The organism is Micromonospora sp. CNZ309 (assembly GCF_002846525.1).
The window spans coordinates 3,400,470-3,413,161 of sequence record NZ_PJNG01000001.1 but is presented as its reverse complement, the minus strand read 5'-3'; the positions used below and the strand labels follow the sequence as shown (position 1 = coordinate 3,413,161).

At 74.7% G+C, this 12,692-nt stretch carries 12 protein-coding genes; 10 read left to right on the top strand and 2 right to left on the bottom strand.

Going from position 1 to position 12,692, the window contains the following annotated elements:
* Window positions 1-468 precede the first annotated feature (468 nt).
* From CLT72_RS13835 to CLT72_RS13815, 5 genes are all read left to right on the top strand, one after another.
* Entirely contained in the window at window positions 469-2,502 is a 2,034-nt protein-coding gene (locus CLT72_RS13835; protein WP_101412152.1) for a DUF1800 domain-containing protein, read from the top strand.
* 20 nt (window positions 2,503-2,522) lie between these two features.
* Window positions 2,523-3,890 (top strand): DUF1501 domain-containing protein, encoded by a 1,368-nt coding sequence (locus tag CLT72_RS13830; RefSeq protein WP_250100959.1) that lies wholly within the window; start codon window positions 2,523-2,525, stop codon window positions 3,888-3,890.
* The gene (locus CLT72_RS13825) at window positions 3,887-5,308 is read left to right on the top strand and encodes a ferredoxin reductase family protein (RefSeq protein WP_101412148.1); all 1,422 of its coding nucleotides are present in this window, start codon (window positions 3,887-3,889) and stop codon (window positions 5,306-5,308) included. Before CLT72_RS13830 ends, CLT72_RS13825 begins: the two co-directional genes overlap by 4 nt.
* A gap of 10 nt (window positions 5,309-5,318) precedes the next feature.
* Window positions 5,319-5,909, top strand: coding sequence for an FMN-binding protein (locus tag CLT72_RS13820; protein WP_101412146.1), 591 nt, complete (start codon window positions 5,319-5,321; stop codon window positions 5,907-5,909).
* An 85-nt stretch (window positions 5,910-5,994) separates the two neighbouring features.
* Window positions 5,995-6,717, top strand: coding sequence for an FAD:protein FMN transferase (locus CLT72_RS13815; RefSeq protein WP_101412144.1), 723 nt, complete (start codon window positions 5,995-5,997; stop codon window positions 6,715-6,717).
* Between the two features lie 3 nt (window positions 6,718-6,720).
* On the opposite strand, the gene CLT72_RS31935 is transcribed toward CLT72_RS13815, so the two are convergent.
* Together CLT72_RS31935 and CLT72_RS13810 are read right to left on the bottom strand one after the other, a co-directional pair.
* On the bottom strand, window positions 6,721-6,882 hold the full coding sequence (locus CLT72_RS31935; protein WP_157747050.1) for a hypothetical protein: 162 nt from the start codon (window positions 6,880-6,882) through the stop codon (window positions 6,721-6,723).
* Window positions 6,883-6,962: 80 nt separating this feature from the next.
* Complete coding sequence (locus CLT72_RS13810; RefSeq protein WP_101412142.1) at window positions 6,963-7,634, bottom strand: bifunctional DNA primase/polymerase; 672 nt, start codon at window positions 7,632-7,634, stop codon at window positions 6,963-6,965.
* A 243-nt stretch (window positions 7,635-7,877) separates the two neighbouring features.
* On the opposite strand from CLT72_RS13810, the gene CLT72_RS13805 reads away from it, so the two are divergent.
* The 5 genes from CLT72_RS13805 to CLT72_RS13785 all read left to right on the top strand — a co-directional run bounded on the left by CLT72_RS13805 (window position 7,878) and on the right by CLT72_RS13785 (window position 12,655).
* Window positions 7,878-9,107: a helix-turn-helix domain-containing protein gene (locus CLT72_RS13805; RefSeq protein ID WP_101412140.1), complete on the top strand. Its 1,230-nt coding sequence runs from the start codon at window positions 7,878-7,880 to the stop codon at window positions 9,105-9,107.
* A gap of 16 nt (window positions 9,108-9,123) precedes the next feature.
* A complete protein-coding gene (locus tag CLT72_RS13800; RefSeq protein ID WP_101412138.1) occupies window positions 9,124-9,696 on the top strand; it encodes a flavoprotein in 573 nt (190 codons plus the stop codon).
* 134 nt (window positions 9,697-9,830) lie between these two features.
* Complete coding sequence (locus CLT72_RS13795; protein WP_101412136.1) at window positions 9,831-10,697, top strand: Nif3-like dinuclear metal center hexameric protein; 867 nt, start codon at window positions 9,831-9,833, stop codon at window positions 10,695-10,697.
* On the top strand, window positions 10,694-11,431 hold the full coding sequence (locus CLT72_RS13790; protein ID WP_101412134.1) for a zinc ribbon domain-containing protein: 738 nt from the start codon (window positions 10,694-10,696) through the stop codon (window positions 11,429-11,431). Before CLT72_RS13795 ends, CLT72_RS13790 begins: the two co-directional genes overlap by 4 nt.
* 3 nt (window positions 11,432-11,434) lie before the next feature.
* Window positions 11,435-12,655: a bifunctional RNase H/acid phosphatase gene (locus tag CLT72_RS13785; RefSeq protein WP_101412132.1), complete on the top strand. Its 1,221-nt coding sequence runs from the start codon at window positions 11,435-11,437 to the stop codon at window positions 12,653-12,655.
* The last annotated feature ends 37 nt before the right edge of the window (window positions 12,656-12,692 follow it).

Sequence of the window (12,692 nt, the reverse complement as noted above, 5' to 3'; positions counted from 1 at the left end):
GTGCCTTCCCCTCACGTGTTCAGCGGTTCGGCGGCATACCCGCTGCGGCGGCGGCTCACGCTCCCGTCCTGCTGCTACTTTGCGCGTCCGGCCGGTGCCGGCCCCGGCCACGCTCGGCGGTGCCTTCGGCGAGCGCGAGCGCCTCAGGGCAGGCTTAGCCGGACCTTAAATTTGCCTGTGCCGATTAAGGTGCCGTCCCGTGCCGGTCCGGTCGGAATCGTCGCGTCCGGGCCGGACCGTGCCGCGTACGCCCTGCTCGCGAGGTCCGTGCCGGGCCGCGCGGAGATCCGGGGGCGCCGACCCGCGCTGAGCGGCGCCTTAAGTGCCCTCGCGGGGGCTTCCGGGGCTGCTTGAAGGCACCTGAACGCTTCATTACCTTCCGGTGACAACCCCCTCAGGCACCAGCCGCCGCACCTGCACCCCGTGCCCGGTGCCAGTCGTCGCGGCGCAGCAGAAACGGATTGGTACATGGCCGACCAGAATGTGCCACCACGTCGACCGCGGGACGACCGCGGATGGGACGGGCGTCAGTACCCCGCCGCCGACGCCCACCCCTCCACCCCGTACGGCCACGAGGCCCGCAGCCCGCACCCCGCCGACGCGCGGGGGCAGTACGCCCACGCCGGGCAGCCGGCCGCGCGCGGCCCGCAGTGGGTGGGTCCGGACGGCTTCGCCCGGCAGGCCGGCCCGGGACTGCCCAACCTGGACGACGGCGACGAGCCGGGCCGCAAGGTCGGCCGCCGCAAGGCCCTCGCCGCCCTCGGCGGCACCGCGGCGGTGGTGGCCGGCGGCGCCGCCCTGGCGATGACCCCGCAGATCCGCAGCCTCTTCGGCGACGAGGCGGTGGCCGGCGACGCCACCGGCACCACCGTCACCGACGGCACCCCCGCCCGCCCCAGCGGCCAGCAGCCGAGCACGGTGCGCACCTACACCGAGCAGAACGAGAGCTACATGGGCTCCCGGGCCGGCGAGGCGTTGAAGAAGAACGCCCCGACGGGCGGCCGGACGTTCTCCGGGCCCGCGGCCGCCGCCGCGGAGACCAAGGTGACCGTCAAGACGGTGCTCGCCAAGGACCCGGTGCTGCACCTGGCCCGCCGGGCCACCTTCGGCGCCACCCCGCAGGTCCTCGCCGAGATCAAGGAGCGGGGCATCGACGGCTGGCTGCGCTGGCAGCTCGACCCCGACAAGATCGCCCCGACGAAGGCCGAGCTGAAGCTCGCCGAGCTGCCGACACTGAAGCTGGGCACCGCGCAGCTGCGCGAGCAGCGCGACCAGCTCAACGAGCGCGGCGCGCAGCCGGAGAAGGAGATGGTGGACGCCACCGTCGCCCGGCAGATCTGGTCGAACCGGCAGCTGTTCGAGGTCATGGTCGACTTCTGGAACGACTTCCTGCACGTCGCCGCGGACTTCGACGGGGGCGAGGTCTACCGCGCGTCCTTCGACCGGGACGTCGTGCGGGCGCACGCCCTCGGCAGCTACCCCGAGATGCTGCTCGCCGCGAACCGGCACCCGGCGCTGCTGCTCTACCTCAACCAGAACGACTCCCGCGCCGACGCGGTCAACGAGAACCTGGCCCGGGAGAACCTGGAGCTGTACTCGGTGGGCGTCGACGGCGGCTACACCGAGAAGGACGTCCGGCAGGCGGCCCTGCTCCAGACCGGTCGCGGCGTCAGCGACGGCAAGTACGTGTTCCGCCCCGAGCGGCACTACGTCGGCAAGGTGAAGGTCCTCGGCTTCACGCACGCGAACAACTCGAAGGACCCGAAGAAGGCCGAGGCGGCCATCGACGCGTACCTGACGTACATCGCGCTGCACCCGTCCACCGCGAAGTACGTGGCGCAGAGCCTGGCCACCCGCTTCGTGTCGGACACCCCGCCGAAGTCCCTCGTGGAGCGGCTGGCGAAGTCGTACAGCATGAACAAGGGCATGATCAAGCCGGTGCTGATGACGCTGTTCAGCTCCTCGGAGTTCTGGGCGGCGGTGGGCCAGAAGGTGCGCCGGCCGATGGAGTACCTGGTCGCCACGTACCGGGCCCTGGGCGTGTCCCCGGAGGCGTCGCCGAGGCACGACAACGGCGACAACAAGCGCACCCCGTACGCCCGGGGGCTGCGGCAGGTCCACGACAAGATGCGCCAGCTGGGCCAGTACCCGATGGGCCAGCCCACCCCCGACGGCTACCCGGACGTCTACGTGGCCTGGACCTCCGCCGGCACCATGGTCAACGGCTGGAACGAGGCGGGCGAACTGCTCGCCGGCCGCCGTACCGTCTTCACCTACATCCCGCCGGAGAAGCTGGTGGCCCGGCCGCCCGCCACCGCCGGCGCGTACGTGGACGCGCTGGCCCTGCGGCTGGTGGGTCAGAAGCTGAGCGCCAGGGAACGGTCCCTGATCCTCGGCGTGGCCGGCGTGTCGGCCGGCGACCGGGTCGACGCCACGTTCGACGGGGCCGTCACCGCCGTAGCGCGGGCGATCCTCGCTTCCCCCCAGCACCACCTCCGGTGAGGCACCCGATGGAGAAGACTGTGCACACGTTCCCCCTGCACCCCGAATGCCCCGACCTGCGGCGGCTGGCCGACGACCCGGCCGAGGCGCTGCTGCGGGCCGAGGCCGACATCGTCGCCGCCGAGAACGCCGCCGAGGCCGACCGCTACCGGCGGCTGGAGGACCTGGAGGAGGCCCAGCAGGACGGTCGCGGCGTGACCCGGCGGACGTTCGTGGCCGGCGCCGCCGCCACCGCCACCGCCCTCGCGACCGCCCAGTTCGTCACCACCTCGGCCTCGTTCGCCGCCACCAAGACCGGCACCCTGATCCACGTCTTCCTCTACGGCGGGCTGGACGGGCTCAGCCTGGTCGCCCCGGCGGACGACCCGGTGCTCGCCAAGGCCCGCCCCGACCTGCTGCTCGGCGACGACTCCCTGGCGGTGGGGCGCGGCTTCAAGCTGACCAGCGCGTTCAAGCCACTGGAGAAGTGGCTGAAGAGCGGCAACCTCGGCTTCGTCCCGGCGGTCTCCGACGAGCGGCTCTCGCGCAGCCACTTCCAGGCCGCGGACGCCTGCAACCTCGGCGGCCTGCCCGGCGAGACCGGCGGCCGGGGCTGGCTGGACAGCCTGGTCGACGCGCTCGGCACGGGCACCGCGTTCCGCAGCGTCGGCATCGGCAGCACCCTGCCGCGCTCCCTGGTCGGCAACAACGGCGCGCTCTCCCTCAACAACGTCGGCTCGCTGCGGCTCAACGGCGACGACCGGTACCGGGCCGCGACCGAGAAGGCGATCAAGGGGCTCTTCACCGGGATCAACCACCCCGTGCAGGAGGCGGTGCAGGACGGCCTCGGGGCGCTGGCCACCGCGCAGCGCCTCGCCGCGAAGCCGTACCAGGCGGCCGAGGGCGTCGAGTACAAGGGCGTCGGCAACGCGTTCCAGCAGCTCGCCCAGCTCATCAAGGGCGGGGCGAACGTCCGGGTCGCCACCGTCGGGATGGGCGGCTACGACACCCACGAGAACCAGGGCACCCGCGACGGCGGTCAGCTGCACCGGCGGCTCAACGAGCTGGCCAGCGCCATGGCGGCGTTCTTCACCGACCTCGGGGAGAAGTCGGCCGACGTGACCATCATGGTCTCCAGCGAGTTCGGCCGGCGGGTCGCCTCCAACGGCGGCGGCACCGACCACGGCCACGGCGGCGTGGTCACCGTGCTCTCCGGCCGCAAGCTCGCCGGCTCGCTGCTGGGCACCTGGAACGGCCTGGACGACCTGGACTCCGGCGACGTGCCCGAGTACAACAACATGTTCAACGTCTACGGGGCCGTCGCGCAGGGCCGCTTCGGGCTCACCAACGCGGAGGTGGACAAGATCTTCCCCCGGCAGAAGTACCGCCCGATGAAGCTGTACGCGTGACGTACCCGCGCACCCACGCCGCCGGCCGCCGCACCGGGACGACCCCGTCCCGGCGCGGCGGCCGGCCGGCTGCGGACGTACGCCCGCTGGTGCCGCCGCGCCGCGGACCCGGCGGCCGGCGGCTGCTGGCCGCGTTGCTCGTCGTCGGCCTGCTCGCCAGCGTGCTGCCCTGGTGGCTGGACACCCCGCCCGGATCGCTGCGCACGACGGCCGCCACCCTCACCGCCGCCGGCCGGATCACCGGACTGGTCGCCGGCTACCTGCTGCTCGTGCAGGTGCTGATGATGAGCCGGCTGCCGATCCTGGAGCGGTGGGCCGGCGGCGAACGCATCGCCCGCTGGCACCGCGACGTCGGGGCCACCCTGCTGGTCGCCGTGCTCGCGCACGCGTCGCTGATCCTCGTCGGCTACGCCGACCTGGAGGACAACCCGGTGCTCACCGAGGCCGGCGTGCTGCTGCGCGACCACGAGGACATGGTCTCCGCGTTCGCCGCCGCCGGGATCCTGGTGCTGGTCGGCCTCACCAGCGTGCGGGCGATCCGGACCGCGCTGCCCTACGAGCTGTGGCACGCCCTGCACCTGTCGAGCTACGCGGTGCTGCTGCTCGGCTTCGCCCACCAGTTCAGCAACGGCGCGCAGCTGTTCCGGCCCGGTCCGGTGCGCACCGGTTGGATCGCGATGTACGCGCTGGTGCTCGCCGCCCTGCTCTGGGGCCGGGTGCTCGCGCCGCTGGCGTTCAACCTGCGGCACCGGCTGCGGGTCGCCGACGTGGTCGCCGAGAGCCCGGACACGATCTCGATCTACCTGACGGGGGAGCGGCTGGAGCGGCTCGAGCTGCTGGGCGGGCAGTTCTTCCGCTGGCGCTTCCTCGCCCGGGGCTGCTGGTGGCAGGCGCACCCGTTCTCGGTCTCCGCCGCCGCCAACGACCGCTGGCTGCGGCTCACCGTCAAGGTGGTCGGCAGGCACACCGCCGACCTGCGCGATCTCGAACCGGGCACCCGGGTCTGGGCGGAGGGCCCGTCGGGCACCTTCACCGCCGCCCACCGCACCCGCGAGCGGGCCCTGCTGATCGCCGGCGGCAGCGGGATCACCCCGATCCGGGCGATGCTGGAGGAGTTGCCGCCCGGCGCCGCGCTGATCTACCGCGCCCGTACGCCGGCCGACGTGCTGCTGCACCGCGAGTTGGACTGGCTCGCCGAGGCCCGGGACACCGCGATCTGGTACGTCGTCGGTTCCCGCGACGACCCCGGCCCCCGCCAGGTGATGAGCCCGGACGGGCTGCGCCGGCTGGTGCCGGACGTCGCCCGGCGCGACGTCTACCTCTGCGGGCCGCCCGGCCTGGTCGAGCAGTCGCTGCGGGTGCTCCGCGAGGTCGGCGTGCCCCGCCGGCAGATCCACCTCGCCACGTTCGAGCTGTAGGAAGGCTGCCATGCGTCGCGCCCTGCTCGCCATCACCGGCCTGGCGGCCGGCACCACCGCCATGGTGGTGCTGAAGGGCTCGCCGGGCACCAGCCCGGTCGCCCAGGACCTGTCGGCGGCGCCTCCGCCGGTGGTGCCCGCGCCGGCGGGCCCGACCCCGACCGACGGCGAGGTCTCCGCCGCGCCGTCGCCCAGCCGCACCGGCGCGTCCCCCCGGCCCGGCCGCACCGCCACCCGACCCCCGGCGAGCCGGCCCAGCGCCACCACCCGGGCGCCCTCCGCGCCGCGCACCACCACCAAGCCGCCGCCCGCGCCGACCACCCGCACCGTCACGGGGCCGGTTGTGGAGAACGAGTACGGCAACGTCCAGGTGCAGATCACCCTGCGCGGGACGCGGATCGTCGACGTGGTGGCCCTGGAACTGCCCGAGGAGACCGCCCAGTCCGACCAGCGCAGCGAGCAGGTCGACGGCCGCTACAGCGGCACCTCGGGGCTGGTGGTGCAGCGGCAGAGCGCCGACGTGGACACCGTCTCCGGGGCGACCGCCACCAGCACCTCGTACCGGCAGTCGTTGCAGGCCGCGATCGACCGGGCGAACTGACGTGCCGGTGTCGGCGGCGGGGTGGCGCGGGCCGGGCGGGTGTCCACCGGCGACCAGGCCGGGGCTGCGCCGGGTCGAACAGGTCATGGGCACCGCCATCAGCCTCGACCTCGCCGACGACCTGCCCGTCGCCGAGTTGGACGGGCTGGCCGGGGACGCGTTCGCCTGGCTGCGCGAGGTCGACGCCCGGTTCAGCACGTACCGGGCCGACAGCGAGGTGTGCCGCCTCGACCGGGGCGAGCTGCCGCTCTCCACGGCCGGCGCCGACCTGCGGGACGTGCTGGCGCGCTGCGCCGAGCTGTGGAAGGTCACCGACGGCTTCTTCGACGCGTACGCCGCCGGGCGGCTCGACCCGTCCGGCTACGTCAAGGGCTGGGCGGTGCAGGTCGCCTCGGACCGGCTGCTCGCGGCCGGGGCGGCGAACCACTGCCTGAACGCCGGCGGCGACGTGCGGGTACGCGGCCGCTCCCACACCGGGCGACCGTGGCGGATCGGCGTGCGGCACCCCTGGGACGCGATGTCCACCTGCCTCGTGCTGACCGGCACCGACCTGGCCGTGGCCACGTCCGGCGTGTACGAGCGCGGCCACCACGTGCTCGACCCGCGCCGGGGCGTGCCGGCCCGGGGGCTGCGCTCGGTCACCGTGGTCGGGTCGGATCTCGGGCTGGCCGACGCGTACGCCACCGCGGCCGTCGCGATGGGTCCGGCCGGCGTGGGCTGGCTGGAGGGCCTGCCCGGCCACCAGCACGCGGTCGTCACCGACGACGCGCGGCTGCTGCACTCCACCGCCCTGCCCCTGGCCGACTGAGGGTCAGCGGAAGGGGCGGGTGGTGGCGGGTCGGGAGCCGAGGGGCCGGGGGCGGCCCGGTCGGGAGCCGGCGGGCCGGGTGACCGGCCAGCGGCGGTGCGGCCGGTGGTGCCGTGGTGGCGGCTCCGTGCCGTCCGGCTGGCGCGCGGTGTCGTCGGTGGACATGTAACCCCCGCTCCCGGCGCGGGTGCGCCGTCGCCGTACCCAACGAGCGCCGACCCTCCGGCGTCGCTGTCGAGCCGCCGTCACATGCCCCGGCGCGGCAGCGGCAGGTGCCCGGGGATCAGGTCGGAGGTGACCGTGACGCCGGTGGCCCGCAGGGCCTCGATCAGCGCGTTCTGCACCAGGTAGGAGTCGGGCAACTGCCAGCGGGCCTGTTCGGGCGCGACCGCCCAGCGCACGGTGCCCTCCGGCAGCCGGGTCGGCGGGGCGGGGATCCACGACCCCGGGCCGTGCCGGACCACGTGGAAGCAGTGGTCGAGTTCGGGGCGCAGCGGGTCGCCGGGGCGGACCAGGAACATCCAGCGGCCGGTCGGGGTCACCAGCACCGGCCCGCGTACGCCGACGCCGGCCGGGTGCGTGCGGACCGCGTCCAGCACGTGCCGGCCGAGGTGCGTGGGCACCTCCAGCACGTCGAATGCCCGCCCGGTGGGCAGCAGCACGCCGTGGGGCCGGGTGCGCCACCAGGTCGCGACGCGCGCCGGGTCGGCGCTGGCCGCGTGCTCCCAGTTCTCCAGCGCGGGATGGCAGCCGACCGTGGGGCAGCCGGCCCGCCCGCACACGAAGCGGCTGCGGGCCAGGCAGGCGCCGGGGGTGACGTCCCAGCCGTGCAGGGCGTACCGCACGGCCACCCGCCGCAGCCGCACCCGCTCCAACGGGGACAATTGAACGACGCGCGGCGCGACATTTCCCCACATGTGCCATCTCCCCTCGCCGGACCCCGGCCGGTGCCCAGGTCGCATGTCGAGCACCGTCACTGCCGTAACCCGCGATCGTTGAGCTGACGAACGGCTGATGCAACTTGCACGAAAACTACGAGGACTGGCTGTATGGCTGACGCACACGCTGTGCGACCAGCGAAACCTGAGGCGTACGGATCGCCGCGCCGGGCGACCGGCCGGCACGCCCGCTCGAGCAGGCACAAGGGGAGGCACGGGTAGATGGACGAATTACCCATCGGGCGGCGGGTGGCCTACTGGCGGGGGCGGCGCAAGATGTCGCAGCAGGTCTTCGCGGACCGCCTGGGCAAGTCGAAGAGTTGGGTGGACAAGGTCGAGCGCGGGGTGCGCCGGCTGGACAAGTTCTCCGTCCTCTACGAGATCGCCGACATCCTCCAGGTCGACGTGCAGCTGCTGCTCGGCAAGGACCCGGAGCGGCGTACGGACGCGCTGAACTGCATCGACCAGGTGGAGGTGCAGGAGATCCGGGCGGCCCTGGAGCGGTACGACTCGATGAGCGCGTACTTCGACGCCGCCCCGTACCCGCCGCCCCTGGGCGACATGCGCAAGGCCGTCAACCACGCCTGGCTCACCTACCAGTACGGCCGGTACGGGATGCTCACCCGGGCGCTGCCGAAGCTGCTGCGCGACGCCCAGGCCGCCGACGCCGGTCACGCCGGCGACCCGGCCCGCGAGGCGGCCCACCTGCTCGGGCAGGTCTACCAGATCGCCTCGTCGGTGCTGCGCAAGCTGGGCGAGTGCGAGCTGGCCTGGCTGGCCGCCGACCGCTCGATGGCGGTCGCCCAGCGCGCCGACGACCCGCTGCTGGCCGGCATCGCCACCACCCGGGTCTGCAACGCGCTGGTGGCCATGGGCCGGCCCCGGCCCGCCCTCGAACTGAACGTCACCATCGCCAACCGGCTCGCCCCCGGCGGCGGCAACGAGGCGTCCCCGGCCCTGCTGTCGGTGTACGGGATGCTGCTGCTCCAGGGGGCGATGGCCGCCGCCAGGATCGGCGACTGTGCCACCGTCGACGACCTGATCAACGGCGCGCAGGAGGCGGCCACCCTGCTCGGCGGCGACCACAACCACTACTGGACCTCGTTCGGGCCGACCAACGTGGAGCTGCACCGGGCCGCGGCGGCGGTCGAGCTGGGCGACGGCGGCCGGGCGGTGGAGGTGCACCGGAACCGGATCCAGGAGCCGGCGTTCAACGCGCTGCTGCCGGAGCGCCGGGCCCACCACCTGCTCGACATCGCCCGGGGCTTCGCCCACGTCGGCGACGTGGCCAACGCCGGCGAGATGCTGCTGCGCGGCGACCGCCTCGCCCCGTCCGAGATCCGGTGCCGGCCGATCGCCCACGAGGTGATGTCGGACATCCTGCGTCGCACACGTGGTGCGCCGCCTTCTCCGATTGCGGAGTTGGCTGAGCACATGGGAGTAGGGGTATGAGCGCGGAGCCGGCCTGATGACCGGCCCGCACCCGAGCAGCGAGCGCCGCGAGGTGCTCTACGTCATCGCCTGCGGTTCGCCGCTGGCCCGCCACGTCGGCCGGCTCGTCGAGCTGGCCCACCAGGACGGCTGGGACGTCTGCGTGGTCACCACGCCGGACGGCGCCAAGTTCGTCGACCGGGCCGCGCTGGCCCGGCAGACCGGCCATCCGGTCCGCACCCACTACAAGAACCCGGGCGACCTCGACGTGCTGCCGCAGGCGGACGCGATGATCGTCTGCCCGGCGACGGTCAACACCGTCAACAAGTGGGCGGCCGGCATCACCGACACACTGGCCCTCGGGCTGCTGGTGGAGGCGCAGGGCATGGGCGTGCCGGTGGTGGCGGTGCCGTACACGAACGTGGCGATGGCGGCCCACCCGGCCTTCCAGGCCGGCATCGCCCGGCTCGCCGAGTGGGGGGTGACGGTGCTGTTCGGCGAGCACGTCATCCCGTTGCACCCGCCCGGCACCGGCGAACGGCACGTGGCCGCCTTCCCGTGGGCCCTGGGCCTGGCGGCCGTACGGGAACGGCTCTGCCCCGTCGCCTGACGCGCCGGAGGGTCCCGGGTCGCCGCACGGCGTCAGCACGGGACCCTCCGGCGCGCCCGGGGAACGGCGGGACACGCCGTCGCGTCGGTGGGCGAGGGCCCCGGCCACGTCCCGCGCCGGTAAGCTGGCCCGCCGTGAGCACCAACGCAGCCCCGCCGACCGTCGCCGACGTCGTCGCCGAGCTGGAGCGGCGCTATCCGCCGGCCTGGGCCGAGGACTGGGACCGCGTCGGGCTGGTGCTCGGCGAGCCGTGCGCCCCGGTACGCCGCGTCCTCTGCGTGGTCGACGTGGTGCCGGAGACGGTCGCCGAGGCGCTCGACGCCGGCGTCGACATGATCGTCGCCCACCATCCGCTGCTGCTGCGCGGTGTCTCCTCGGTGGCCCCCACGACCTACAAGGGCCGCATCGTCCACCGGCTCATCAAGTCCGACGTGGCGCTCTACGTCGCGCACACCAACGCCGACGTGGCCGCCCCGGGCGTCTCCGACGCCCTCGCCGCCCGGTTCGGGCTGACCGGGCTGCGCCCGCTGCACCGTCCCGCACCCGGCTCGCCCGCGCACGGCGACGGCCGGGGGATCGGCCGCATCGGCGAGCTGCCGGAGCCGATGACGCTCGCGGAGCTGACCCGGCACGCCGCCGCCGTGCTGCCCGCCACCGCCTGGGGAGTTCGCGCCGCCGGGGATCCCGGGCGTATGGTTCGTACCCTCGCGGTCAGCGGCGGCGCGGGGGACGGCTTCCTCGCCGACGCGACCGCGGCCGGGGTGGACGCCTACCTCACCGCAGACCTGCGTCACCACCCGGCCGGCGAGCACCTGGCCGCCGACGGCCCGGCCCTGCTCGACGCCGCCCACTGGGCGACGGAACGACCGTGGCTGGACGACCTGGCCGCTCTCCTCCGGGAGGCGACGGGTGTCGAGACGCTGGTGTCCGACCTGGCCACCGACCCGTGGACCGTACACGCCGCCCCACCCGCGGTGGACGACAAGGAGCCCCGACCGTGAAGGCTGACCCCAAGGTCCAGCGCCGCCTGCTCGACCTCCAGGCCATCGACACCTCCCTCGCCCAGCTCGCCCACCGCCGCCGCGCGCTGCCCGAGCGGGCCGAGCTGGACGGGCTGGCCCGGGAGCTGTCCGCGCTGGAGGACGAGCGGGTCCGCGCCCAGGTGGCGGTCGACGACCTGGACCGGGACATCGCCCGCATGGAGAAGGACGTCGACCAGGTGCGGGCCCGCAAGGCCAAGAACGAGGCCCGGCTGGCCGCCGGCACCGGCCCGGCCCGCGAGCTGGAGGCCCTCCAGCACGAGCTGGTCTCGCTCAACCGCCGCCAGGGCGACCTGGAGGACGCCGAGCTGGAGCTGATGGAGCAGCGGGAGACGGCCCAGGGCGTGCTGGACGGCGTGGAGAAGCGGCTCGCCGAGGTCCGGGAGAAGCGCGACGACGCCGAGCGGCGCCGCGACGAGAGCCTGGCCGAGATCGCCAAGGAGGAGGAGTTCAAGCGCGGCGCCCGCCAGCCGCTCGCTGCCGACCTCCCGGCCGACCTGCTGGGGCTGTACGACAAGATCCGCGAGGACACCGGGCTCGGCGCGGCGCTGCTGACCGCCGGGCGCTGCGGCGGCTGCCGCCTGGAGCTGTCCGGCGCCGACGTGGCCCGCATCCGCAAGACCGACCCGGACGAGGTCGTCCGGTGCGAGGACTGCCGGCGGATCATGGTCCGCACCAACGAGTCCGGTCTCTAGCCCGTGGCGCCGCGCGTGGTCGTCGTCGAGGCCGACGGCGGGTCCCGGGGCAACCCCGGCCCGGCCGGCTACGGCGCGGTGGTCCGCGACCAGGACACCGGTGAGGTGCTGGCCGAGCGGAGCGAGTCGATCGGCGTCGCCACCAACAACGTCGCCGAGTACCGGGGGCTGATCGCCGGGCTGGAGGCCGCCGCCGAGCTGGGCGCCGCCGAGGTCGAGGCCAGGATGGACTCGAAGCTGGTGGTCGAGCAGATGTGCGGCCGCTGGCAGATCAAGCACCCCGGGCTGCGCCCGCTCGCCGCGCAGGCCGCCGGGCTGGCGAGCCGCTTCGCCGCCGTCCGCTACCAGTGGATCCCCCGCGACCGCAACCGGCACGCCGACGCCCTCGCGAACGCCGCCATGGACGCCGCCGCCGGCAAGGCGCCGGCCCGGGCCGCCGTCGCGCCGCCGCGCGTCGTGGAGCCGCCGCGTGAGGTCGCCGCGCCCGACTCGCCGGCCCGGGCGAGGGCCCGCGAGGTGGCGGCCCGCGCCGCGTCGGCCACGACCACCGGCACCGACCCGGCCACCGCGCCCGCCTCCTGGGAGCCGCGGCCGAGCTTCACCGCCACCCGGCTCGTCCTGGTGCGGCACGGCGAGACCGCGTACACCGAGCAGCGCCGCTACTCCGGCCGCGGCGACGTGCCGCTGTCGGAGCGCGGCCGGGCCCAGGTCCGGGCCACCGCCGCCCGGGTGGCCCGGCTGGCCCCGACCGTCGCGGCCGTGGTCAGCTCGCCCCTGTCCCGGTGTACGGCGACCGCCGAGGCGATCGCCGGTGCGCTCGGGGGGGTGCCGGTGCGCCGCGAGGACGACCTGATCGAGTGCGACTTCGGGGCCTGGGAGGGGCGCACCTTCGCCGAGGTCCGCCAGGAGTGGCCGGGCGAGATGGACGCGTGGCTCGCCTCGACCCGGGTGGCCCCGCCGGGCGGCGAGTCGTTCGCCGACGTCGCCGAGCGCTGCCGTCGCGCCGTCGACGGGCTGTGCCGGGCGCACCCCGGGGAGACCGTGGTGGTGGTCTCGCACGTCTCGCCGATCAAGCTGGTGCTGCGCGACGCCCTCGCGGCCGGTGACGGCTTCCTGCACCGGCTCTTTCTGGACGCGGCCGGCATCTCGGTGCTCGACACGTGGCCCGACGGCGGCGTCGCCGTCCGTACGGTCAACGACACCGCCCACCTCGCCGCGATCTGAGCCCGGAGCCGTCCGTCCGGCCGCCCGGCGCGGCCGT